This is a genomic window from Microvirga aerophila, from assembly GCF_003332305.1.
GTDB lineage: Bacteria > Pseudomonadota > Alphaproteobacteria > Rhizobiales > Beijerinckiaceae > Microvirga > Microvirga aerophila.
Genome location: NZ_QOIO01000020.1, coordinates 85,932 through 109,414 on the forward strand (window position 1 = coordinate 85,932; position 23,483 = coordinate 109,414).

Below are 23,483 nucleotides of genomic sequence, written 5' to 3' on the forward strand. Positions count from 1 at the left end.
GGTCGGCATGATTGCTCCCACCCAAGTGGACTCACAGGTGAGTTCGCAAGTGAACGGCCCCGCGCGGGCCGTCCATTCGCCGGCCGGTCGGGGCCTCGGCCTCGGCCGCCTGTTCGCCCGGCATCCGGTGGTGTCGAGGCTGGTGTCCCTGGGGCTGTTCTTCCTCGCCTGGGAAATCGCCGGGCGCGTACCGATCAGCTACGCGTTCCCAACCTTCACCGACACGCTCTACGCCTTCGTGACGATGCTGGCCGATGGCAGTCTGGTCATGGCCTATGGCTCTACGCTCCAACCCCTCATCATCGGAATCGCCATTTCTGGCGTCGTTGGCGTGGTGCTGGGGATCGTGATGGGCTTGTCACGCATGGCCGAGTGGCTCGTGGCACCCGTTTTCGTCGTTCTTCAATCGGCCCCGATGGCGGCGCTGATCCCGCTCATCACCTTCGTGTATGGGATCGGGCTCGTGGCCAAGACGCTTGCCGTCATCATGCTGGCTTTGCCGGTCATCGTGCTGAACGGCTACAAGGCGGTTCGCAACGCCAACCCGTCGCTGGTGGACATGTGCCGCTCGTTCCAGGGCACGCGGCTCCAGCGGATCACGAAGATCATCATCCCGGATGCCAGCCCGGTGATCTTCGCAGGGCTTCGGCTTGGCCTCGCGGCCGGCTTCATCGGTGTCATCCTGGCCGAACTGCTCATCACGCCGACCGGCATCGGCGACCTCATCACCTACCATCGCTCGGTGGCCAATTACGCGGAAATGTATGCCGCCGTGGTCTCCATCATCCTGGTCTCCACCCTGACTCTCGCTGCCCTCGAGGCGTTCGAGATCCGTGTGCTGCGTCCCGAAAAGAGGAGGGGCTGACATGACGAATTCCGCCGCTGTCATTCATTCGAACGTTCACCCCATGCCGCAGGCTGCATCGGACGCAGCCGTCGAAGTCCGGGGCATCTGCAAGAAGTACAACGACGTCGAAGCCCTGCGCATGATCGATCTCGATTTCCCGCGCGGGAAGCTCACAACCCTGCTCGGACCGTCAGGTTGCGGCAAGACCACGCTGCTCAAGATCATCGCGGGCTTGATCGAGCCAACTTCAGGCGAGGTCAGAGTGAACGGGCGTCCCGTCACGGGTCCAGGTCCGGAACGCGCTTTCGTGTTCCAGGATTTCGCCCTGATGCCCTGGGCGACCGTGATGCGCAACGTCGCCTTCGGGTTGGAGCTGCGGGGCATGGGTAAGGCCGAGCGCCAGTCGATCGCCCGCAAATACATCGCCGAGGTCGGCCTCGCAGGTTTTGAGGACAAGTACCCGCACGAGCTCTCCGGCGGCATGCGCCAGCGCGTAGGCTTGGCCCGCGCCTTCGCGGTCAACGCGGACGTGCTGCTCCTCGACGAGCCCTTCTCGGCAGTCGACGAGCAGAACCGCCGCAAGTTCCAGGAGGATCTGCTTCGGCTGGTGGAGAAGGAGCGCAAGACCTTCATCTTCGTCACGCACAGCATCGAAGAAGCCGTGTACGTATCGGACCGGATCGTGCTTCTGTCCCGCCGTCCGGGCCGCGTTTCCCAGATCATCGAGCCGAAGATCGACCGCACTGCGTCCCCCGACGCCATTCGCCGTGACCAGGGCTATCTCGACACCGTCGAGGAGATCTGGCAGGGCCTCAAGCACTACGTGGATTGAGGAGGCAGCCATGACCCTTTTCGGTTATCGGGTGCCCATGATGGCCTCGCTCCTCGTCTGGTGCGCGATCTGGGAACTGGTCGGCCATGCCGGCTTCCTGTTCCTGATCCCGCCGCTCTCCAGCGTGCTCGTTGCCGGCGTCGCCATGGTGCAGACCGGCACCTGGCAGTCGGCCGCGCTCATCACGCTCCATAGCTTCGTCATCGGCATGGCGCTCGCCATCGTGGTGGGCGTGGTTCTGGGCGTGCTGATGGGACGGTTCAAGGCGGTTGACGAGCTGTTCAGCATCTGGGTCAACATCTTCGTCAGTGCGCCGCTCTCGGCCTTGGTGCCGGTGTTGATGATCCTGTTCGGCATGGGCGAGACCACGGTCATCGTCACGGTCTTTCTCTTCGCGGTGTGGATCATCGTGCTCGACACGCGAGCCGGCATTCAGCACGTGCCGAAATCCCTCATCGAGATGGGGCGCAGCTACGGCGCCTCTACCTTCGCTCTTTACGGCAAAATCGTTCTCCTTGCGGCGCTACCAGAAATCCTTGCAGGGATCCGGCTGGGTTTGGTCCGCGGCGTAAAGGGCGTGGTGATCGGCCAGCTTCTGGTATCGATCATCGGATATGGCGAACTGTTCGAGCTTTACTCGCGCAGCTTCGACATGGAGAACTTCTGGGCCTTGACGATCATCCTCTTCGCTGCCGCGATGCTGATGTCGGCGGCCGTCGAACATATCGAGAAAAAAGTCGAATACTACGCAGGAGTACGATAATGAACGCGCCTATCTCCATGGCCGGCTACGTGATTCAGCCGCTGCCGGTTCCCACCCTGCCGGTGCAGGGCAGCGACAAGCTGTTCCCGGTCCATCGCGTCTACTGCGTGGGCCGCAACTACGCCGAGCACGCGATCGAGATGGGTCATGACCCGTCCAAGGAGCCGCCCTTCTTCTTCCAGAAGAACCCCGACAATATCACCACCGACGGCAACTTCCCCTATCCGACCCAGACGTCGGACGTGCACCACGAGATCGAGATGGTCGTGGCGCTCGGCAAGGGCGGCACCAACATTCCGGTCGAGAGCGCCCTCGAGCACGTGTTCGGCTACGGTGTCGGCCTCGACATGACCCGCCGCGACCTCCAGGGCGAGGCCAAGAAGCTGGGTCGCCCGTGGGAAGTGGGCAAGGCGTTCGAAGCCTCCGCTCCGTGCGGACCTCTGGTTCCTGCAAGCGAGATCGGCCATCCGACGGAGGGTGAGGTTTCGCTCAAGGTGAACGGCGAAACCCGCCAGCAGGGCAACCTCAACCAGCTGATATGGAAGGTGCCGGAGATGATCTCCTATCTGTCGGGTCTCTTCACCCTTCAGCCGGGCGACGTCATCATGACCGGAACGCCGGCAGGCGTCGGCGCGGTCGTTCGGGGCGACGTTCTGGAAGGTTACGTCGAGGGCGTTGGCAAGATCGAAGTTCGCGTCGTCTAACTGGACCATCGGCAGCCTGACGGCACCGCGGCGCGCACTCATGCGCTGCGGTGCTGTTTTTGCAATCGCCTCTATGCCCAGGCGTCCGGGGTCCGTGACGTCGAGGCCGATGACGCCGGGCGGGCAGTTCGCGGCAACGGCCACGCTACATTGATGCGCCACTGCTGGTTTCCTCGACAAATTCAGTCAGATCCTTAAAAAGGCCGCAGCAGACCCAGACCTTTACTTCCTGTCTGTCGCAGTAAGAGGCTGGGCGCGCGTTCTCATCTGTCCTGTCCGGACCGCCAAGGACCTGACCGGGCGACCACATGTTCTTCCAGGCGTTCGACCTGTCCTGGTGTTTGATGGTGCCTCATGTTCGGAATTCCCCTTTTTGATCTCGCCTGGCTGGCTGTCGCGCTTCTGGCCGCGGGCGCTCTCACGGGCCTGCTGGCCGGCGTATTCGGGGTTGGCGGCGGAGCCGTCGCCGTGCCGATCCTCTACGAGCTGTTTCGAATCGTCGAGGTGCCCGAAGAGGTGCGTATGCCGCTTTGCGTCGGCACCTCGCTCGCCATCATCATCCCGACATCGATCCGCTCCTTCAATGCCCACCGGGCCAAGGGGGCAGTCGATATGTCGATCCTGCGCGTCTGGGCCGTGCCGGTCGTGATCGGCGTGATCATGGGCAGCTTCGTTGCCCGCTACGCTCCCGCCGACCTTTTCAAGGCCGTGTTCGTGGCCGTCGCCGGCGTGTCGGCCGTCCGGCTGCTTTTCGGCAAGGATACGTGGCGCTTTGGCCTCGATATGCCGTCCAAGCCCATCATGGTCGTCTATGGCTGGATCATAGGTGTCCTGTCCGCCCTGATGGGCATCGGCGGCGGTCAGCTCTCGAACCTGTTCATGACCTTCTACAACCGGCCGATCCATCAGGCGGTGGCGACCTCGTCGGGTCTCGGGATCCTCATTTCGATCCCTGGCGCGATCGGTTACATCTACGCGGGCTGGCCTCGCGCTGCGGAATTCCCGGACGTGGTTGCCCTGCAGCCGCCCCTGGCGCTGGGCTATATTTCGCTCCTGGGCTTTCTTTTCATCGTGCCGACAAGCGCCTGGCTGGCGCCTGTGGGTGCGCGGCTGGCGCACCGGCTCTCGAAGCGACGGCTGGAGGTCGCCTTCGGCATCTTCCTGGTTCTGGTCTGCGCCCGCTTCTTTGCCAGCTTGGTGACCTGACGAACGGCCGGGCACAAACCGGCTGAGCCGGATATCGTATCGAAGTCGAAAGAGCCGCGTGGGACATCACGCGGCTCTTCGTGCTTGAGGGCCAGGTTACTTCTTCTCGGCTGCGGCCGGAGTCGCGGGATCCACCGGGGCACCGCTTGAAATGGGTCGCTTTGTCCGCCTCGAGAGCATGTTGAGGCCCTCGATGAGGGCCGAGAAGGCCATTGCGGCATAGACGTAGCCCTTTGGCACGTGCGCCCCGAAACCTTCCGCGATGAGAACCATGCCGATCATCAGCAGGAAGCCAAGCGCCAGCATGACCACAGTCGGGTTGTTGTTGATGAATTGCGCCAAGGGGTTGGCGGCAACCAGCATGACCGTTACGGCGGCGATGACGGCGATCACCATGATGGCCACCTCGTCGGTCATGCCGACGGCCGTGATGATGCTGTCCAAGGAGAAAACGAGATCGAGCATGAGGATCTGGGTGATCGCAGCCCCGAAGGTCATGGTCGCCTTGGCGGTATCGAAGACGTCGTCGGCGGGAGTGGGATCGACGTTGTGATGGATCTCTTTCGTGGCCTTCCAGACCAGGAAGAGGCCGCCGCCGATCAGGATCAGGTCGCGCCAGGAGAAACCGTGTCCGAACAGGCTGAAGATCGGCTCTGTCAGCGTCACGATGATGGCGATGGTGCCGAGCAGTCCTAGGCGCAGGAACAGGGCCAGCCCGATGCCGATGCGTCGGGCCCTTGAGCGCTGGGCCTCAGGCAGCTTGTTGGTGAGGATCGAAATGAAGATCAGATTGTCGATGCCGAGCACAACCTCCATGACGACAAGGGTTGCCAACGCCACCAAGGCAGTCGGATCGGAAATCCACGTAAAGTCCATTCGAAGATCCTCATAACTGTCTTCATCAGAAGAGTAGGGCGACCGCACGTGGTTTCATGGCGGTGCGATCGAAGAATGCCGGTGGCGCAAGTGCGCCGGAATTGTCTGCGCCTCGGGGCGGGGCCACCGCACCGGGTTGGCCCCGAAGACCCTGCCGAGATGTCCACGAATACCGGGCGATAAATGGCCGCGTTGGGAAAGATGATGGATCCTCGATGATTGCCTCTCCGGCACTCGTACAGCCGGGGCGGTTGACTCTCAGGCCTGCTCCCGCCCCGGCTGTTGATCATTGGCTCAGATGTCGTCGAAGCCGAAGTCGCTGCCTGCATCACCTGCGTCTTCAGCGGCTGCCTGCTCCGGCTGAGGTTGGCTCGCCTCTCCGGCTTTGGCCTCGTCCCCGCCCGAGAACGCGCCCGCGATCATATTGCCAAGGAGCACACCGCCAGCCACACCCATGGCCGTCTGGGCTGCTCCGGCCAGGAAGCCGCCGCCACCACGACCGGGCGCCATGCCGCCCATGCCTGGCGCCATATGGGGTGGCATGCCGTGCATCGGCTGTGGCTGATAGGACTGCTGTGGCTGGGGACGAGACTGCCCGCCGCCGAACAGGCCGGAGAGGAAGCCGCCGCCACCGGCGGGACGGCTGGCGAGTTCCTGCTCAAGCTGCTGGATGCGGCCATGGGCAGCGCTCAGGGCCTGCTCCTGCACCACGATAGTCTGGGCCATGTAGTAGGGGGCATTCGGCTGACGCGCGATCTGCGAACGGATGAATTCTGCAGCCTGCCCATCCGGCGCCGTAGACTGGCCTTCGACCTGTGAGAGCTTTCCAAAAAGCTGCTCGATGGCTTGACGATCCTGATGATCCATTGGGTTCAATCCTGCTTTAAGTGATGAAATGAATTACTCTTCCCGCTGGCCGGTGAGGCTCAGGAGCAGCTGGAACAGGTTGATGAAGTTCAGGTAGAGCGAGAGCGCGCCGAACACGGCCATCTTGTTGTTCGCCTCGTGCCCGAAGCCTTCGGCGTACTGCTCCTTGATCGACTGCGTGTCGTAGGCGGTGAGACCCGTGAACACGAGAACGCCGATGACCGAAATCGCGAATTGCAGCGCGGATGAGCCGACGAAGATGTTCACCAGGGAAGCGATCACGACGCCGATCAGACCCATGATCAGGAACGAGCCGAACTTGGAGAGATCCCGCTTGGTCGTGTAGCCGTAGAGGCTGGTCGCGCCGAACATCGAGGCTGTGATGAAGAACGTGCGGGCGATGCTGGTGCCGGTGAAGACCAGGAATACCGAAGCAAGCGACAGGCCCATCACGGCGCAGAAGGCCCAGAACGCCATCTGGGCTGTTGCGGCCGACATGGCGTGCATGCGGAACGAGAAGAAGAACACGAACGCCAGGGGCGCGAGCATCACGACCCATTTCAGCGGCGTCTGGAAGATCGGCACGTAGAGGGCGGGTGTCGAGGCGACGAAGAAGGCCACTAGGCCCGTTACCACAAGACCGATGCCCATGTAGTTGTAGACCCGCAGCATGTGCTGGCGCAGGCCCTCGTCGAAGATGGCGCCGCTCGTGCGGGCGGCAGAATTCTGCCAGGTGTAAGGTGTGTTCATGATCATTCCTCTGCGTGGTGGTTATTGAAGTTTGCGGGACAAGCGGATCGCCGCCTGTTCGATCGCCTTGTCGCTGCCCGTTCCGGTCAGCGCGTAGGCATGCTGGCCGCTCTGCCAGTAGACCGTCTTTGCGTCCTGGAAGCGTGCAATGGTGGGGTCGATGACATTGAACACCGGCACGTTGGCGGCAAAGAGAGACACGCGGCCGAGGTCATCCGCATCGATGGAGATCTCGATGCTGTGGCCGTCTCTGGACGGAAAGACCTGCGTGTCGCGCACGTCCCAATCGTTCGGCAGGCGAGGGATCGCGATGCCCGTCTCGACGAGAATTTCTGCCGGGTCGTAGGCGACGGCTTCAGGTTGTGTGCTCATCCGGGCGCGCAACAGGGCAGTCTGATGGGAGTGCAGGGCATCCTCGACGAAAGCTGGCGGCTTTGGAGAGGCCTCACTGTCCGTGATCCCAAGCCCGATCTGCGCGTGAGCGAACCAGCCGAACCCGATGAGAGCGACCACGGCCGCAATGCGGCGAAGCCTCATGGCGAACTCGCGCCAGCCGAGACCCCGCTCGAGCCGTCTGGCCGCTTGCAGCATTTGCTCCGGCGGCCGCTTCGGCTCCTCGGCCAATGACAGGCGCAGCAGGTCCCGGGCCTCCAGATCAGCCATGACCTGTGCCGCCGCTTCGGGATTGTGCGCCAGATAATGCTCGACCTCTATGCGCCGCGCGACGTCGATCTGATCGTCCACATAAGCCAGGAGGTCGATTTCGGTCACCGGATCAGTCATGTGATCCTCCTACTACACGGAGGTTGGGCCTTGGGCGGCCGACAACGGCCTGCGCCGCGCCAGCCTCGAAGGCGCGCAAGGCCGCGCGAGCCCGTCCCAGGCGCGACATCAGCGTTCCAACAGGAATACCGAGGGATTCCGCCGCTTCCTGATAGGACAGGCCCTCGATGGCAATGAGGTGAAGGACGGCGCGTTGCTCCTCGGGCAGGCTCATGAAAGCCTGCTGGATCTGCCGGAGTCTCACCCGATTCTCCTGTTCGGCAGGAGAAACCGGTTCAGCGATTTCGGCAGCCTGCTGCATCCGGCGCGCCTCCGCGGCGTCCCGCCTTCGGCTGTCGATGAAAGTATTGTGCAGGATCGACAGCAGCCAGCCGCGCAGATTGCCCCCTGGCCGGAAGGTGCTGCTGCCTTCATAGGCACGCACAAGAGTATCCTGCACCAGATCGTCGGCTTGAGCCTCGTCGCGGGTCAGCGATCTGGCATAGCGCCTCATGGGCCCCAAAAGGCCGATGACGTCTATGCGTTTGGTCTCGTTCATGTCGGGTATACGGGTGAGAGCCCTGGCTTAATCCGTCGTCCCGTGACTTTTTTCGAGGGTCCGTCTGCGGACAAGGCAAGGAGGCGCCGCGCCATCGGCAGGACGGCGCAGGGACACAACGAAGGTGCCCGCATGCGCCGGGTCGCAGAGGCGGCCCGGTCGCGAGCTGAGATCTGAGCTTGGTTCATGGAGCCGACTAGCGGCGGTTGATCACCGTGCCGTCGATCGTTCGGGCCAGCGGATGCGCCCGATCGAGATGGTGCCTGAGGAGGGCCATGTTGCGGAGGTTCGAGCGATAGAAGACGTCGCCCACCCATCCTACAACCGGAATCGCGCTGATCACGAAGTCGACGCCGACATGGCCGACCATGCGCAGAAGCGTTGTGGTCGGCACCCCAAGGCGGCGAGCCTCCCAGATGAGATAGGCCGACATGCCTTTCGAGGTCAGCATGCCGATGCCCGGGATCAGGTTGAGGAGGGCATCCGCGCCGAACCGCACATTCGTGCCTGGAACGCGGACTGCGCTGTCGAGAAGCCGCGCAAGAGCATCGAGCCGCGCGCGGGTTTCGCCCGCCTGCGAGGCGCGGGTGGAGGCATCGCCGTAGGGCGCCGCATAAGAATATGAGGAAGTCATCAATCATCTCCCAGATGCGAAGCGCGCTTCCTGGCGCTTCTCAGGTGAGAGAGTCCGACATCACAGTCTGGGGAAGACTGTCAGAGGGGCCCGGACCCCGGTAACAGATAGGTGGCATGCCGGCAGCCGCCTTTCAAGGATCGCTCGCAGGACCTGCCCTGGCCGCCCGATTGTCGGACAATCCCCGGCTTTCTGCAGACCTACGGCATCCTGCCCTCAACGGCTGGAGTGCCCGGCTTCCTGAGGTTATTTCCCCTGCGTATGCGCAGCTACACATTGGCCAGAATGGCTCGGCGTCCTCCCCATCGGCTCGATACAGCCTGCTCGTATCTTCAGGGCCTGAAGGCGCCAAACCGAAGGGGAGTTGACGAAACCGTAAAGATCGACCGACACTCGGCAGAGCCGATCCGGGGAATGTTGATAGGACCAGACCGTTGTCGCGAGTTTTTCTTGGAGCTACAGCCTCCTGGGTTGGGCGGCTGTTGCTTCCCACGGCCGTTTGCGCCGCTTTTTCAATCCTCCTGCCATCCAAGAGCATGGCCGACGACCGTTATGCGGCGATCGTCCGGGACCTGACATCAGGCAAGATCCTGCATTCGGTGGCGGCCGAGGAACTGCGCTACCCGGCGTCACTCACCAAGATGATGACCCTCTACCTTCTGTTCGAGGACCTGCAACAGGGCCGTGTCTCCCTGGGCACCGAGCTTGCGGTGACCAGCAACGCGGAGGTTCAGCCACCGAGCAAGCTCGGCCTGCAAACCGGCGAGACCATCGAGGTGGAGGACGCCATCAAGGCGCTCGTCACGAAATCGGCCAATGACGTGGCCGTCGTGGTCGCCGAAAACCTCGCCGGGAGCGAGGCGGCTTTTGCGGATCGTATGACGCGTACCGCCTATGCGCTGGGGATGACGCGCACCCAGTTCCGCAATGCATCCGGCCTGCCGGATCCTGAACAGGTGACCACCGCGCGCGACATGATGGTGCTGGGAACGGCGCTTCAGGTCCAATTCCCGCGCTACTACGCGTACTTCAAGACACCCTCTTTCACATTCAGAGGCCATGTCCATAAGGGTCATAACCGCCTCATCGGCAAGGTTCAGGGCGTCGACGGCATCAAGACCGGCTATATCAGGGCATCCGGGTTCAATCTGGTGACCTCCGCTCAGCGCAGCGGGCGCAGGATTGTCGCCGTGGTCATGGGCGGAACGACGGCCAAAAGCCGTGATCAGCAGATGGCGGCTTTGATCGAATCCTACCTGCCGCAGGGCCAGATGCGCTCGCTCGCGGTTGGCGAGCGCGTGGCGGCGGCTGGGGCGGATCCGGTCCTCTCCACATCGGTTGAGCCGGAGGCTCCCGTTCCGGCGGCGATCAAACCGCTCAAGATCGCGGCCGCCCAAGGCATCGCCACGACCGGAAGGGCGGTAGCCTATGTCGTGCAGATAGGGGCCCTGCCAAGCAGAGAGGCCGCCCTGAAGATCTTGAGGGAGACGCAGGCGGCGCATGCGGACATCCTGTCCGGATTCGAGCCCATCGCGGCACCCTATAAGTCCGTCGTGCGCGCCAGATATTCCGGGTTCTCGGACCGCCAGGCAGCGTTCGGCGTCTGCGAGCAGCTGCGGAGGAAGCGTGTCACCTGCCAGGTGCTTCCGCTCTAGTTCATTAGCCTTGCCGCTCAGTGAGCACGGAGGGATTTCGCGCGTAGCTAAGGCCGGTCTACGACCCTATATTCCACGTCGATCACGTGTCTGGACGCTGACGGACGCGCCCGGCGCAGCTGGCGGCGGACGTAGAAGTGGAGAATGGCGCCGCCGATCAGCAGCAGCGGCAGCACGACCGCAAGGGTAACGAACGCGGCGGCAAGGATTGCAAGGCCCACGAGGACCATGACGATCAGCCTGATCGGAGAGGTCCATAAAGTCTGTAATCTCATCATAGCTCTTATGAATATCGTGTCCGGTTGGACTTGTCGCCCTCATCGCGACTTATTGATGACCGAGGGGCAGGGCCACTCGTCCGCACCTGCCGCCAAAATGAACCTTAGTTCTTCCGGCTGATTTCGCCTCCAGGTAACAAAACGTAATATGGCACACCTCCTCCGAACTCTGATGCTTCTCACTGCTCTCCTGTCAGTCGCCGTGCCTGGGGAAGTTCTGGCTCAGGCGGCTTCGTGCAACACTCTCCGTCATGCCGAGAAGGAGTTCGCCGTTTGTACGGTTGATATGCGCCGGCACGATGTGAAGCTTTTCTGGAAGGGAGCCGACGGGCAGCCTTTCGGCTCCTTCGACGGCCTGTTGAGTTCATCCAGCGGGTCAGGTCTCGTCCTCGCCATGAATGCCGGGATGTATCATGAGGATCTCTCGCCGGTCGGGCTTTATGTGGAGAACGGGCAGCAGCTCAAGGCCGCCAGCACCGCAGGCGGCCCGGGCAATTTTCACATGAAGCCGAACGGAGTCTTCTTCGTCAGCCGCGGGCGGGCGGGGGTCCTGGAAACCAGCCGTTACCTTCAGCAAAGACCGAGAGCGGAATTCGCAACGCAATCAGGCCCGATGCTGGTCATCAACGGGCGGATCCATCCCAAGATTTCGCAGCAGGGCACATCCCGCAAGATCCGCAATGGCGTTGGCGTTCAAAACCCGAATACGGCGGTCTTCGCGATTTCGAACGAACCTGTCACCTTTTACGAGTTCGCCAGCCTCTTTCGGGATGCCCTCAACTGCCCGAACGCCTTGTTCCTGGATGGCAGCATCTCCAGCCTCTACGCACCACAGCTCAATCGCAAGGATGGGCTTTTGCCCATTGGGCCGATCATCGGGGTTGTGGCGCGGCCGTAAGATTTAGGGTCAAAGACCGAGAGTTTCCTCGGTTCTGTCGAGGATCAACGGAATGATGAGGTCCTCCTCATCATCGAGGTGGCGGAGCAAGCCCGCCAGGAGCACATCGCTCACGTTGGCGTAATGATCCACCGAACGCTGGAGACTATCCTTCTGCATGCTCTGCAAGAGCTCGTTGGCCGCCCGCGCCACCTTGCCGATCGCCACATGGATGACCTCATGATCATTTTCGAGAATGTCGAATCCTTTCAGAAGGCGCGGCTCTGCCTCACGAAACAGCGGGAAATAGCTGTAATCCTCGATGTGGTGATGGTTGTTCAGCTCATTGAGAAAGAATTGCAGCCTCGGCACGAACCAAGCCTGAAATTCAGGCGGGCGCACCAGCCCTTCCCTGAATTCGCCTGTCGCTGACCTCAGCGCGCCACCGAGCTCCCGGAACATGTCATGGCGCTGGAGCCAGAACCGCGCCGTCTGACCGAGGTTGGAATGGCCGGGCCATACCTCGCGAGGATAGCGCTCGAGAAGCAGCCGCATATCCTCCGGCCAGCCGGTTCGGCGGCTGAGATCAAAACCTGTCATAGGCTCATTCCCTCGATCAGGCGAAAGGCCTTCGCCCTGAACCCTTAGCCGCCGGCATCTTCCAGCGTGAAGCCGGCCTTGAGGACCACCTGATAATGGTGGACCGCACCACTCTCGATATGCCCGCGGGTCTGAAGGACCTCGAACCACCGCAGGTTCCTCAGGGTCTGATCCGCCCGCTTAATGGCCGTCTGGATTGCATCCTCGATGCTCGTCGTCGACGAGCCGACAAGTTCTACGATCTTGTAGACATGATCATCCATCGGACCCTCCCTGCTGGTGGCAAGGGTTGGCATTTAGGGCGGCGCCAAGGCCCGTCCACTAGCGCCAAGGCAGGCCCACGGAGAATCCCTTAAGCTTTGCCGGGGGCGTTTACCGCTGCCGAATCTCGATCCGGGCTTGACGAACGCTGTGAAAGCTATTGTAAATCGACATGAGCGCGGGTGTAGTTCAGAGGTAGAACGTCAGCTTCCCAAGCTGAATGTCGTGGGTTCGATTCCCATCGCCCGCTCCATCCTCCACGTTGAATAATAAGTCTTTTCGACGCTCTGACACTGATGGCGCGTTCCCCAAGGGCTGTTCAGGTCCTGTTCTTCGCGGTGCGGGGGCCGATCCGAAGCTCAGCAACTTTCCGCGACTTTACAACTGCGCCTCGCAAATAGCGGATCGTGGTCGAAATCTTGGCATGAGTCGCTGTAGACCGGATGTGGTCTAAGTCGGCCCCTGCATCCTATGCCTCTGTGATGCCTCCAGCCCGCGCGTCCATGTTCCAAACATGGTCGAGAATCCCCGCAGCCTTAGCAACAAGACGCCATTCCCGGCCGTAGGCGGATTGGCGTAGGGGTGCCCAGCCGATTCATCAACAATCACCGGCCCAATCCGACTAGCAGCCAGAACCATATCCAGGGTCCAGGAACTGATAGATCGTTCAAGAGAAAGTGACTTCCCTCTAGAGCAGGATGAAGCAACCTCCGCCGGTGACGGGGCAGGCCATAGAACGCTCCATTCACCTTTTAAACGCTTATCACCGCACGTCTCTTAATGTCGCGAAGCGGCACTCTTGGGCGTAAGCGCTTGGTCTGCTTCGTGGCTCAAAAAGCCGATGTTCGTTAAGCGGCCTGAATGTGAAAGTTCGACCGGAGATGACTTTCGGGAGAGCTGATGGTCTGGCATCACGAACCCACGGCCTAAGAAACCCTATGCGTGGCGCCGATAGGCACTCAAGCGCTCTCGCGACGCTGCTTGCGCAACTTTGGTCCTACCTCGTTTGCACGTTTGACCCATAACCTTAGCTAGAGGTATTGCTGATATTTTGTAGCGCACTGTGTCTTGGGGTCTCTGTTTTGGTACCCAGCAGACCAATCGTCCTTGGACGGCCTTCAACGAAAGACCGTCCTTCTAAAGCTCTTCGATAGCCACGACAAAGCTGGTGGTGTCGATCCATGTCGACCACGTCATTTCAGAGTCTGCGTTGCGCCGGCGGGCCAGTCCATGATCCCAAGTACGGAGGGAAGCGATGCTGTTTCTGAGGCACGGGGGACATATCTTGGAGCAGGAGGGACCTAGAGAGCAGGAACTCGACCAAAAGGTCGAGAGCATGACTCTTGCCCGCAAGGTGGCTCCGGGTCTCGCTCAGGCTCTCGCGCAGAACGAGACCACGCCCTTCGATTATCTGTTCCCCCAGATCGCCAAAGACCCGGAGGCGCATCTTCCAGCGATCGATCCAGCCAAAGTCGTTGCTGATCTGAGGGCACTGGGCACGGCAATGGCGGAGCAGGCACCGGCAGCGCCCGAGCAGAACTCCACCATCCCACCGGTCTACACCTATTAGGGTCAGTTCATTGATCACGACCTGACCGCCAACACCGACCGCAATTCGGACGTGAGCGACATCACCAAGCCCAACCTGATCCCGCTGGATCCCAGCTTCGTCACCGCCAATCTTCATAACCTGCGCCGCCCGAACCTGGACCTCGATAGCGTGTACGGTGATGGCCCCGCCACGTTCGGCCATCTGAGCCAGGACGCCGGCTTCTACGACGGCATCAAGTTCCGCATCGGCCGCAACACGGACAATCCTCCAGGCACACCTCAGGGCGGTGGCATTCCGGGCGACAAAATCCCGCCGGCTGACGATCTCGACCGAGATCTGCCCCGGATCGGGCCTCTGCTTGATGCGGGGGTGATTCAGGAGACGGATTTCGCGCAGGAGCAGCGCGACGACTCCAGCTTCCGCACGCGAGCTTTTATCGGCGATGCCCGCAATGATGAGAACCTGATTATCGCCCAGTTTCACCTAGCAGTTCTCAAATTCCATAACCGAGTGGTGGATTGGCTTTCGTCGGAGCAGAACGATGATGGGTTCGACTTCCCGATCTTCGGAGTTGGCTTCCGACCCGGCAACCGCCTTTTCAATCGGGCTCGGCGGCTGGTCCGCTGGCACTATCAATGGCTCGTGGTCAACGAGTACCTCAAGACGGTGACGATGCCGGGCGCTGTCGACAAGGTTCTGCTCGGCGGACCCAAGTTCTACGCGCCCCGTCAAAGGCGGCTGTTCATGCCGCTCGAATACTCGGTAGCCGCTTTCCGGTTCGGCCACAGCATGGTGCGCAGCGCCTACGATCACAACCGCAACTTTGGCAAGAACAACGGCGGTCCGGGTGTCGTGCAGCCGTTCGCCTCGTTCGACCAGCTTTTCCTGTTCACCGGCACTGGCTTCCAGCGCGACGATGCGGGTGCGATCACCCGCAATCCGTTCTTGGGCGCGCCAACCCTGCCGTTCAACTGGATCATCGAATGGGACCGCTTTGACAACAAGGGCAGCTCAGATCCGACCCACTTCGCCCGCAAGATCGACACTCATCTGGCGCCTCCCATCCTCGATCTCGTCAACGAAGGCAACAATCTCACCGGCACCATCCAAACGCTGATCAAGCACCTGGCCCAGCGCAATCTGGTGCGCGGATATCTTCTCCACATGCCGACCGGCCAGGCTGTGGCGCAGGCGATGGGTGTGGTCCCGTTGAGTGAAGCGGAGCTCCGAAAGGACAATTCCACTGCCATGAACGCCGCGCTCGACCAGGGCGGTTTCGTCACGAAGACGCCGCTGTGGTATTACCTTCTGAAGGAGGCAGAGGTGCGAGCCAACGGCAACACGCTGGGCGAAGTGGGCAGCCGCATTGTCTGCGAGACCATTATTGGTCTGCTGCGGTTCGATCGGGACTCCTACCTGCATCAGCGCGGCTGGGATCCGGCTGGCGGTGTTCTGCTGGACAACGGCGACCCGATCGTGACTATCCGTGACTTCTTCAAGTTCGCAGATGTTGCCTGATTGGAGAATACTCACTCGATCATATTGCTCCGGATGCAGCCGGTTTTGGCAGGAAACGGACCTTACCCGGATTTCTGCTTTAGAAAGAAAGACCGGATGTTCCTGAAGGGCAGGGAATCGTCAAGTCCTGAAACCATGCAGACTTTGCGTTGTTCAAAGCAGAAGAGCGGCTCCCTTGACGCTGATGTGCGCCCGGAGGGTTCGCCTGCCTACTGGGTCTATGGGCTTTGGAGGAACGCTAGCAGATCGAGCGCGACATTATCCGCGCCTCCCAATGGGGATCGTGACCGATGTCCGGGATGATCTTAAGTGTTGCGCCAGGGATGCATGTGGCGAGGTGCTCCTGCTCGGCACGCGGAAAAATACCGTCCCGGTCCCCGCTGAGGATCAGCACTGGGCAGCGGATCAGGGCAAAATCCGCTGTGAAATCGGGTCTGGTAGACCGCTCTGAGCGGCCTACCAGACCCGCGCCAGAACTTGGAGGCTCTCGGCTACGATCTGCTCGATGAAGTCCGCCGGCAATGGACGGTGGATGGTGCTCGACTGAAACACGCGGACAAAGCCGGCCTCAACGGGATAGGCAAGCGTCTCGACCTCCTTGAGGAGTTGCCATGTCGCTTCGTTGTACGCGGTTTTGGCCGAGCCGATGAGCACCAGACGCTCGGGGGCTTTGACTGCAATCCTCCGGGCGATGAAACCTCCCATGGAGTGGCCGACCACAACGGCTCGTTCGATGCCGAGCGTGTCCAGCAGCTGAAGCGCGTCCTCGGCGAAGTCATCAGGCGCATAGCCATCCAAGAGTCGGGCGGACCCTCCATGCCCGCGCTGGTCCGGCACGATGGCCCACAACCGTGTGGGCAGGAGCGGGAGAATGCGGCTGTAGGAGAACCAGGAGTCGGCATAGCCACGCAACATCAGGACGGCCTGACCATCCCGCGAGCCCTTCTCGGCAAAGTGCAGGCAAAGTCCGGAAGGCAGGCGATGCTTCGCGAACCGCAGATCATCCGACAGGGTCCTACTCTACCGCGTGAAGAGAAGCCGGGCAATGGTGGCCTAGTTGTTCGGCCTTCGACGGATCTGAATGGTTCCGCCTTTACAGGAGCAGGATTGTCGGTTTTCGGCACAGGGCGGGACTTATCCCAATCTCTATTGTCGACGGGATGAGCCGACCTCCGACAGGAGTAGGGGATGGCCTCTTGTCACGACCGCCGCACTGTGGCTTGCTCGCTGAGTAACGCGAGCATGGCACCTATGCCTGATCTGACCTTGTGGGGATTGTTCATTGTGGCGTCGGTGGTGCTGCTGCTGACACCCGGCCCGGCGGTGCTCTTCATCGTCGCCCGCTCGCTCGAGCAGGGGCGAGCCGCAGGCCTGGTCTCGGTGCTCGGCATCCATCTCGGCACCATTGTCCACATCACCGCGGCGGCGATCGGGCTCTCGGCTCTTCTGGTGTCGTCGGCACTCGCCTTCGCTGTCGTGAAGTATCTCGGCGCCGCCTATCTCATCTGGATCGGCGTCCGCACCCTCCTGGCCAAGGACCGCGATCCTGAAGCGCCTGCAGCGCCCGCCGAGCCGCTGCGCCGGGTCTTCCGCGACGGCTTCGTGGTCAACCTCTTCAATCCGAAGACGGCGATCTTCTTTCTCGCCTTCCTGCCGCAGTTCGTCGATCCCGCACGCGGCGCGGTGCATTGGCAGATCCTCATTCTCGGCCTGACCTTCATGGGGCTTGGCATCATGAGCGACGGCATATTCGCTCTGGTGGCTGGGACCGCCGGCGATGTCCTGCGCTGCAACCGCCGGTTCCTGCGCTTTCAGCGCTGGTTCGCTGGTACCGCGTTCATCGGACTGGGGGTCACTGCGGCGCTGGCGACGCGTAAGTAATCTGCATCCCTCGTCGTCGGCCAGGACCGGTGGGTGTTGATGCGTTGGCCAGTCAGCTTGGCTATAACCGTAGCTGGTTTCACTCCAGAGCGGATGGCAGCTTTCGGGATGCCATCTGATACCACAGCTGCCCTAGCGAAATGATGTCCTCTATACCCTTCGTTCTCCGCCGCCTCACCGCTGCTGACGTTGGGCTTGTTCGCAAGCTGAACGTGCTGTTCGGTGAAGCCTTTACAGACCCTGACACCTATGGGGCCGAGCCGCCGAGTGATGCCTACCTGAAGGGTCTGCTCGGGAAAGAGCATGTTGTCGCCCTTGCGGCATTGACAAGCGAGGAAGTCATCGGCGGCCTTGTCGCCTATGAACTCGACAAATTCGAGAGGGCACGGCGGGAGCTGTATATCTATGACCTTGCCGTGAGCGCGGAACATCGACGCCAAGGCGTCGCGACCGCCCTGATCGAACACTTGCGCGAGATTGCCGCCCGACGCGGCGTTTGGGTAATTTACGTTCAGGCTGATTACGAGGACGATCCGGCCATCGCCCTCTACGATAAGCTCGGGATGCGAGAGGAGGTGCTGCATTTCGACATCCGGGTTGAAACAGACCCACCCTAGCAGGACAAAACCTACAATGCCCTCAAGAGGTCGAGGCATCGCATGAAACTGCATGTGGTCCATTTCCTCGCAATACTATCGACAGCGCTCGCCTTCATTCCGGCGGGGGCTGATTGCCATGATCTCCTGGGATGCGTAGCCTGGGCTCTTCAAGTCTCGCAAGTCGAATGCATTCGAGCGTGGTGCCGATCGTTGCGGGAAAAGCTGAATGACCTCCCGGGTGCGCTCCATGGATATTGCCGTTGTCTTGCAGGGCAGGAATCCGAGTTCAAAGTCCCCGCAGTCCCTCGCAAAGCAGAGTGTCCGACGTGTCGATGGCGGAACACGTCAGCGCGGAACCGTCGGCGGGACTGCGCGGATGCGCTGCGAGAAATCGGGAACGTTATTCGCCGCCTGCGCCGCCTCGTTGATCAGGGAGCGGCGCCGCAGCTCGTCGAAAGGTAGCGTCGTCTCGACTCGACCCGAGTGGTAGAGATAGCTGTCGATCAGACCGTTGAAGAGATGGCGTATGTCGAACCGGCCCTCCCTGCCGGCGGCATTGGCGTAACGGATGATATTGATCGTGCAGCTATTGCTCAGCAGGTGATAGAACTCCGGGTGATCGGCGAGCTCGTTGATCCGCCCGAGGTAAACCAGCAAGAGCCGACGTGCATCGTCGGCCGAGGTGTTCAGGCGGTAAAGGTACACCATCTCGTTGCGGTGACTGGTGCGCACGCCGACGAGGTCGTGCTCGTCGCCCACCACATAGATGAGTTCGAATTGCTTGAAGAGGGACGCGAGGGGATTGAAGCCCTCGCCGACTTCCGGCCGTGTCTCGATGGAGATGCTCAGCGGCGGCGCGTTATCAAAAAGGAAGCTCAGGAAGGTGTGCCCGACCAGCCCCTCGCTCCAGTAGGAGATGTAGAAGTCGAGGCCGGTCAGATGGAATAGCACCACCTCGCGCTCCTCGTACCGCACCGTGAAATCATTGACGCTCCGATATTCGAAGTTGCGCACCCCGGTGAGGTGCACTCGGTCGCCGTCGATGGAGGCCCTCGGCATGACCGCGACCTCCGGCCGCCAGGGACGATCATGCGAGGGAGGGATAGTTACCCACCATGCAACCACGCACAGGAACAGCGCCATTACGACCGCAGACATGCGCCGCTGGCGCGACAGCCAGATAGCCCAGACCGCAAACGCCGCGAAGGCCGCTGCCAGTCCCAGCCACAGCCCGGCCCACGGCAGGTCCGAGTAGTAGATCGCCAGGGTGCTCCATGTGACGAGCACCATCCAGAACAGGAGCCGAACCCCTGCAGTAAGGAAGCTAAAGGCCCTGGACGGGAACACACCGTATGACCTCGAATGGAGTTCCACGTTTGCACCTGCTGTCAAACCTTCGAGCAGCCCAGGGGCCGCCTGCGAAGGACCCTACTTGGGCAACGTATTCTTGTAGATCTTGCCATCCTTCATGATGATGAGGAAATTCCGGTCTGGATCCGCGACGAGATCAAGGTTTTCCAGAGGATTGTTCTCGACTAGCAGCAGGTCCGCCAACGCGCGCTCTTCCACAACACCGAGCTTGCCGGGATAGGGATTGATGAAGCCGGATAGCGCCATCAGCTCGCCATTGTCGGCCGTTGCCATCCTGAGCACCTCAGCAGGCGTATACCATCGGGCTAGCACGACCAGCGCGGCACCCTGTCGGCCTGCCGCTTCTGCATCGCCAAGGATGTCGGCGCCGAAAGCCGTCCTCACATTGTATTTCTTGGCGAGCCGATAGGCGTTGTCGGTGCCTTCGAACACCTGAACGGCCCGTTGCCGCGACGCAGCCGGCATGTGCGCGGACATGTGCGTGTCATAGGTCAGCGGTTGTAGGCTCCACCAGACACCTTTCTCCGCCATTAACCGAACGGTTTCCTCGTCAGCAAGGTGCCCGTGCTCGATGACCTTGACGCCCGCGTGGATTGCCATTTGGATCGATCGCGGATGGTAGGCGTGGACGGTAACGTAGGTGCCCCAGTTCTCGGCCGCCTCGACCGCGGCCCGCAGCTCCGCTTCCGTGTACTGGGTCGACTCGATCGGATTGTGGGGCGGTGAGCTCACGCCGCCGCCGGCCATGAGCTTGATCTGGCTGGCTCCTAGCCTCAGTTGCTCGCGCACCCGCAACCGGACCTCATCGCGGCTGTCGGCGATGGCGGAGATCCCTTGGGCTTCGGTATAGCTCAGCGGTCCTCCTGGCTTGCGCGGCAGTTCAAAGAGGAAGCGGAAATCGCCATGGCCGGAGGTCTGGGAGATGAACGCGCCGGAGGGATAGATCCGCGGTCCGATCATGACGCCTTCGTCGATGGCGCGCTTGAGCCCGAACACGGGCCCGCCAAGGTCGCGGATGGTGGTAAAGCCCCTCATCAGGGTGGCTTTGGCCTGCCGGGCCGCCAACAGGGTGAGATAGGAGGGCTCGGCGGTCATCAGGACCAGCTGGGGTGTGGCGGCCATGAAGGCATGCCAATGAGCGTCAATGAGACCCGGCATCAGCACGCGTCCACCCGCCGCGATGATTCGAACATCCGTATTGGCCTCGACGGAGATCGGCTCCGCGGATATGCACTCGATGATGTTGCCCTTCACCAGCACATGGGTGGGAGTCGACAGCGTTGTGCTCCTCCCGTCGAAAATCCGAACGTTCTCGAAGAGCGTCGCCTTGATGCGGGCTGGAGGAGGCGATTGGGTCTGCGCCGTAGCGGCTGGGCTATATCCGACGGACAGGATCCCGGCTATCTTGAACAACCGGATTACCGTGCGCTTCAGGTTCTCAACGGTTACCGTGCCGGACATCGCATGGCACTCCCCACCTAGGCGGTGTGGGAGGATACCAAGCGGAGGTCCGCCGACGAATGACAGCCAATAGTACCTATCACAGGTATGCCGAACTTCCGTGGAGGTCAGTAAGCAGACCTTCGGACACCTCCTCATGCTCCTACCGGGTTTGACCCACCTCTGACAGCCGAGCATTTTTCCTTCACCGACTCAGGAAGGCACGAGCGTGCTCAACTTCTGCCAAACCCGGTTGAGCTCGTGCCGCAACCTCAAGCAGGTGTGAATAATGCCGCTGCGCCCCGACACCATCGCCGCCCAACTCAGCCGCCCGCGCAGCGCCATAGGTGGCGCGAAAGCGGCCGGGCTCCGTCTTCTGGACAGCTTCATACTCGCGCTGCGCCTCAGCGTAGCGGGCCATCATCAGCAGCATCTCCCCCAGTTGCTCGCGGGCGGGGAGGAGCGGCCCAGGGGGCACTGGATGCTTGTCCGTCCGCTCCTCGCGCTCAGCCGCCTCCCGCATGGTGGTGACCGCCAGATCATGCTGGCTTCGTGCAAAGGCATTCCAGGCTTCGGCAGCAAGACGCAGGATCTCCGTCTGCTCCGCCCAATAGGCATCGCTCCCGCGTAGAGCCGCCGCCGCCGCCTTCAGCGCGTCAATGTCAGCGACCGCTGCATCCGAACGCCCAGCCCGAGCCGCGCCCACCGCACGCGCGAAGTGCGTGTTTACGACCACCAGCGGTGCCGTTTGCTGGCCCGGCGTGAGAGCCGCCGCTTCCTCCCATGCCCCGCGTTCGAGGGCAAAGCGGGCCGGCATCACCGTCAGGGCCCAGGCAAAATCGGAGCCGGCGCTATCCACGAGGCAAAGCGCGCCAAGTCGGCGACCACGCGCCGCGCGGACTCAATCTGCCCGGTCTGGAGATAGCCATACACCATGTAGTCCAGCGCATGAATCTCGTCGAAAACGGCCTGCCGCGCCCGCGCCGTCTCCGCAGAGCGGCGGTTGGTCTCGATCGAGTCCTCCCAGCGTCCAATCCTGGTGAAGATGTGGGAGGGCATGTGCAGCGCGTGCGGGGCGTCCGCTGCAATCTCGGCGTAGCGCTCAGCTGCGGCCACCCCGCGCCCCGCAAGAGCGGGTGTGTCATAGGTGTGGATCAAGTAGTGAGCAATGCCAGGATGCTGCGGCTGCCGCGCCCACGCACGCTCCAGGATCTCGGCGGCGCGCATCTGGCGCGCGTAGGTCTTGTCCGTCGGGGACGCTGCCATTGCCAGAGCGAGGGCGTAGTGGATGCCAACCTCCGGGTCGTCGGAGAAGCGCTCGTACAGTCGGCCCATCGCCTGCTCATAGCGCTCCAGACGGGATCTGTGCGTCGCCGGGTCCTCATTGCCGTAAAGCTCGGAGAGGGCATCGATGAAGCCTGCCTCGCGCTCGTTTCGGGCGCCGATCCGCCGTGCTTCCGCGAGCAAGGTGCGCCCTTGCCGGAGGTTTGCGGCCGTGGTGACCGTGAAGGGATTCACCAAAAGGGCCATGGCCTCGCCCCAGTATGCCATGACACAGGTTGGATCGCGCTCGCGCACCTGCCGGAAGGCGTCGCCGGCGGCTTGGTACCAGAACGAGTGCTGCAGCTTCATCGCCTCGTCGAAGGCCGCCTGCGCCTCGGGTGTGCAACTAACAGCAAAGTGAACTTCACCGAGGGTCGCGGCGCCTGGGGAGGCACCCTGTGCGTGGTTATGATGTTGAGTCTGTCCATATGCCGGGCAGAGCACGAGACCCAGGGCCACCGCCCACAAGCTGGTCTTTACTGGCATCGCTCCCTCCCTGCCGGAGGACCCGATTGGGTGCCCGGCCTCATCAGCGAATTCCCAGCCCAACTAACCATACGCCCAGCCTGACTCGGCATCAACGACTCTGCTCGACTACGCTAATTCCGTTGAGTGCACACTGCCGGCTCAGTCGGAAAATCCAACGGGAAAATAAGTCTTGCGCCATCGGCGGAAGGTCGCCTGGCCTGGCGATCCGCAGCATGGGAGAGTTCCTAAGAGTTCCCGTAGCGGTTTCATACGCGAGCTACGAAAGTGCCGCTTATGGCACACGCGGGACGCTAGCCCGAGGGCAGCAATCCTCACGTAACCAGACATTCCGAAAAGTGAATGGACTTCACTGCCTGACCGATGCTGTTGAAAAACTCTGCCGGTTGAGCCGCTGGGTGCCCGGCTCTCACTTCTTAACGGCTGGGGTGAAGGTGATCGGAACCTGAGGCCGCGGGCCTCAGCCCGTCACCTCGCTCAGGCGGCCGCTGCTGCGGTCAGCCGAGCCATGCGCCGGAGGTTCTGGACCATGGCGACCAGGTGGAACTCGTCCCTAGCCCCCGTCAGTCCGCGCAGACGCATGCGCTCGAACCGCAAGGTCGTCTTGAGATGAGCAAATAGCATCTCGACCTTCTTCCGCTCGTTCCGCGAGGTCGCGAACTGCGGCGTTCCGGCCAACTGACGCGTTTGATCGCGCGCCTCTTCATGGACACTGCGCAAGACGTTGCGGGATGCCATCATGAGCGCTGTCGGTACGCGCCACCGTGTAGTTGCGCCGGAACTGCCTCAGGATCTTGCCTGCCGGACAGGTATAGTGGTCCAGCTCCGGATCGAAGGCGAAG

Annotated in this window: 25 protein-coding genes, 1 tRNA gene and 1 pseudogene; 12 read left to right on the forward strand and 15 right to left on the reverse strand. The window is 61.8% G+C overall.

Features of this window, described 5'->3' with window-relative positions:
- Positions 1-7: 7 nt before the first annotated feature.
- The 5 genes from DRB19_RS12640 (at position 8) to DRB19_RS12660 (ending at position 4,352) form a co-directional block, all read left to right on the forward strand.
- A complete protein-coding gene (locus tag DRB19_RS12640; RefSeq protein ID WP_114186414.1) occupies positions 8-865 on the forward strand; it encodes an ABC transporter permease in 858 nt (285 codons plus the stop codon).
- A 1-nt stretch (position 866) separates the two neighbouring features.
- Positions 867-1,679, forward strand: a complete 813-nt coding sequence (locus tag DRB19_RS12645) for an ABC transporter ATP-binding protein (protein ID WP_174799933.1) — start codon at positions 867-869, stop codon at positions 1,677-1,679.
- Positions 1,680-1,689: 10 nt separating this feature from the next.
- Complete coding sequence (locus DRB19_RS12650) at positions 1,690-2,442, forward strand: ABC transporter permease (RefSeq protein WP_114186387.1); 753 nt, start codon at positions 1,690-1,692, stop codon at positions 2,440-2,442.
- Positions 2,442-3,146, forward strand: a complete 705-nt coding sequence (locus tag DRB19_RS12655; RefSeq protein WP_114186388.1) for a fumarylacetoacetate hydrolase family protein — start codon at positions 2,442-2,444, stop codon at positions 3,144-3,146. Before DRB19_RS12650 ends, DRB19_RS12655 begins: the two co-directional genes overlap by 1 nt.
- Positions 3,147-3,500: 354 nt before the next feature.
- A complete protein-coding gene (locus DRB19_RS12660; RefSeq protein ID WP_114186389.1) occupies positions 3,501-4,352 on the forward strand; it encodes a sulfite exporter TauE/SafE family protein in 852 nt (283 codons plus the stop codon).
- Between the two features lie 96 nt (positions 4,353-4,448).
- On the opposite strand, the gene DRB19_RS12665 is transcribed toward DRB19_RS12660, so the two are convergent.
- From DRB19_RS12665 to DRB19_RS12690, 6 genes are all read right to left on the reverse strand, one after another.
- Entirely contained in the window at positions 4,449-5,228 is a 780-nt protein-coding gene (locus tag DRB19_RS12665; RefSeq protein ID WP_114186390.1) for a TerC family protein, read from the reverse strand.
- Between the two features lie 294 nt (positions 5,229-5,522).
- Positions 5,523-6,095 (reverse strand): DUF2076 domain-containing protein, encoded by a 573-nt coding sequence (locus DRB19_RS12670; protein ID WP_114186391.1) that lies wholly within the window; start codon positions 6,093-6,095, stop codon positions 5,523-5,525.
- A 33-nt stretch (positions 6,096-6,128) separates the two neighbouring features.
- Positions 6,129-6,845: a Bax inhibitor-1/YccA family protein gene (locus DRB19_RS12675; RefSeq protein ID WP_114186416.1), complete on the reverse strand. Its 717-nt coding sequence runs from the start codon at positions 6,843-6,845 to the stop codon at positions 6,129-6,131.
- 21 nt (positions 6,846-6,866) lie between these two features.
- Positions 6,867-7,628 carry an anti-sigma factor family protein gene (locus DRB19_RS12680; protein ID WP_114186392.1) on the reverse strand — a complete coding sequence of 254 codons (762 nt, stop codon included), beginning with the start codon at positions 7,626-7,628 and terminating at the stop codon, positions 6,867-6,869.
- The gene (locus DRB19_RS12685) at positions 7,621-8,166 is read right to left on the reverse strand and encodes a sigma-70 family RNA polymerase sigma factor (RefSeq protein WP_114186393.1); all 546 of its coding nucleotides are present in this window, start codon (positions 8,164-8,166) and stop codon (positions 7,621-7,623) included. Before DRB19_RS12685 ends, DRB19_RS12680 begins: the two co-directional genes overlap by 8 nt.
- 196 nt (positions 8,167-8,362) lie before the next feature.
- Positions 8,363-8,800 carry a DUF4112 domain-containing protein gene (locus DRB19_RS12690; protein WP_114186394.1) on the reverse strand — a complete coding sequence of 146 codons (438 nt, stop codon included), beginning with the start codon at positions 8,798-8,800 and terminating at the stop codon, positions 8,363-8,365.
- Between the two features lie 536 nt (positions 8,801-9,336).
- Between DRB19_RS12690 and DRB19_RS12695 the strand changes: the two genes are divergently transcribed.
- Positions 9,337-10,455: a D-alanyl-D-alanine carboxypeptidase gene (locus DRB19_RS12695; RefSeq protein ID WP_114186417.1), complete on the forward strand. Its 1,119-nt coding sequence runs from the start codon at positions 9,337-9,339 to the stop codon at positions 10,453-10,455.
- A gap of 47 nt (positions 10,456-10,502) precedes the next feature.
- On the opposite strand, the gene DRB19_RS12700 is transcribed toward DRB19_RS12695, so the two are convergent.
- Entirely contained in the window at positions 10,503-10,730 is a 228-nt protein-coding gene (locus tag DRB19_RS12700) for a hypothetical protein (RefSeq protein WP_147021717.1), read from the reverse strand.
- Positions 10,731-10,881: 151 nt separating this feature from the next.
- Between DRB19_RS12700 and DRB19_RS12705 the strand changes: the two genes are divergently transcribed.
- Positions 10,882-11,631, forward strand: coding sequence for a phosphodiester glycosidase family protein (locus DRB19_RS12705; protein WP_245439466.1), 750 nt, complete (start codon positions 10,882-10,884; stop codon positions 11,629-11,631).
- A 9-nt stretch (positions 11,632-11,640) separates the two neighbouring features.
- On the opposite strand, the gene DRB19_RS12710 is transcribed toward DRB19_RS12705, so the two are convergent.
- Both DRB19_RS12710 and DRB19_RS12715 read right to left on the reverse strand, forming a co-directional pair.
- Complete coding sequence (locus DRB19_RS12710; protein ID WP_114186396.1) at positions 11,641-12,210, reverse strand: hemerythrin domain-containing protein; 570 nt, start codon at positions 12,208-12,210, stop codon at positions 11,641-11,643.
- Positions 12,211-12,254: 44 nt separating this feature from the next.
- On the reverse strand, positions 12,255-12,473 hold the full coding sequence (locus DRB19_RS12715) for a dodecin (protein ID WP_114186397.1): 219 nt from the start codon (positions 12,471-12,473) through the stop codon (positions 12,255-12,257).
- A gap of 176 nt (positions 12,474-12,649) precedes the next feature.
- Here DRB19_RS12715 and DRB19_RS12720 point away from each other — a divergent pair.
- The 3 genes from DRB19_RS12720 to DRB19_RS12735 all read left to right on the forward strand — a co-directional run bounded on the left by DRB19_RS12720 (position 12,650) and on the right by DRB19_RS12735 (position 15,541).
- Positions 12,650-12,724: transfer RNA gene (locus tag DRB19_RS12720), tRNA-Gly, on the forward strand.
- 1,002 nt (positions 12,725-13,726) lie between these two features.
- Positions 13,727-14,041, forward strand: a complete 315-nt coding sequence (locus DRB19_RS12730) for a hypothetical protein (protein ID WP_114186398.1) — start codon at positions 13,727-13,729, stop codon at positions 14,039-14,041.
- A gap of 51 nt (positions 14,042-14,092) precedes the next feature.
- Positions 14,093-15,541, forward strand: coding sequence for a peroxidase family protein (locus DRB19_RS12735; RefSeq protein WP_162815678.1), 1,449 nt, complete (start codon positions 14,093-14,095; stop codon positions 15,539-15,541).
- Positions 15,542-15,997: 456 nt separating this feature from the next.
- On the opposite strand, the gene DRB19_RS12745 is transcribed toward DRB19_RS12735, so the two are convergent.
- Complete coding sequence (locus tag DRB19_RS12745) at positions 15,998-16,456, reverse strand: alpha/beta fold hydrolase (RefSeq protein ID WP_114186401.1); 459 nt, start codon at positions 16,454-16,456, stop codon at positions 15,998-16,000.
- A gap of 336 nt (positions 16,457-16,792) precedes the next feature.
- Between DRB19_RS12745 and DRB19_RS12750 the strand changes: the two genes are divergently transcribed.
- Together DRB19_RS12750 and DRB19_RS12755 are read left to right on the forward strand one after the other, a co-directional pair.
- Complete coding sequence (locus DRB19_RS12750; protein WP_114186402.1) at positions 16,793-17,422, forward strand: LysE family translocator; 630 nt, start codon at positions 16,793-16,795, stop codon at positions 17,420-17,422.
- 143 nt (positions 17,423-17,565) lie between these two features.
- Positions 17,566-18,039, forward strand: coding sequence for an AAC(3)-I family aminoglycoside N-acetyltransferase (locus tag DRB19_RS12755; protein ID WP_170148921.1), 474 nt, complete (start codon positions 17,566-17,568; stop codon positions 18,037-18,039).
- 327 nt (positions 18,040-18,366) lie between these two features.
- Here the strand turns inward: DRB19_RS12755 and DRB19_RS12760 are convergent, their stop codons facing one another.
- From DRB19_RS12760 to DRB19_RS12780, 5 genes and pseudogenes are all read right to left on the reverse strand, one after another.
- Entirely contained in the window at positions 18,367-19,395 is a 1,029-nt protein-coding gene (locus DRB19_RS12760; RefSeq protein ID WP_245439468.1) for a lipoprotein N-acyltransferase Lnb domain-containing protein, read from the reverse strand.
- A gap of 54 nt (positions 19,396-19,449) precedes the next feature.
- Entirely contained in the window at positions 19,450-20,853 is a 1,404-nt protein-coding gene (locus DRB19_RS12765; RefSeq protein WP_114186404.1) for a metal-dependent hydrolase family protein, read from the reverse strand.
- Positions 20,854-21,037: 184 nt separating this feature from the next.
- Positions 21,038-21,691: a hypothetical protein gene (locus DRB19_RS12770; RefSeq protein WP_147021716.1), complete on the reverse strand. Its 654-nt coding sequence runs from the start codon at positions 21,689-21,691 to the stop codon at positions 21,038-21,040.
- A complete protein-coding gene (locus DRB19_RS12775) occupies positions 21,655-22,641 on the reverse strand; it encodes a tetratricopeptide repeat protein (protein WP_147021715.1) in 987 nt (328 codons plus the stop codon). Before DRB19_RS12775 ends, DRB19_RS12770 begins: the two co-directional genes overlap by 37 nt.
- Before the next feature lie 477 nt (positions 22,642-23,118).
- Positions 23,119-23,373: pseudogene (locus DRB19_RS12780) on the reverse strand (transposase); the annotation flags it as partial.
- Between the last annotated feature and the right edge of the window lie 110 nt (positions 23,374-23,483).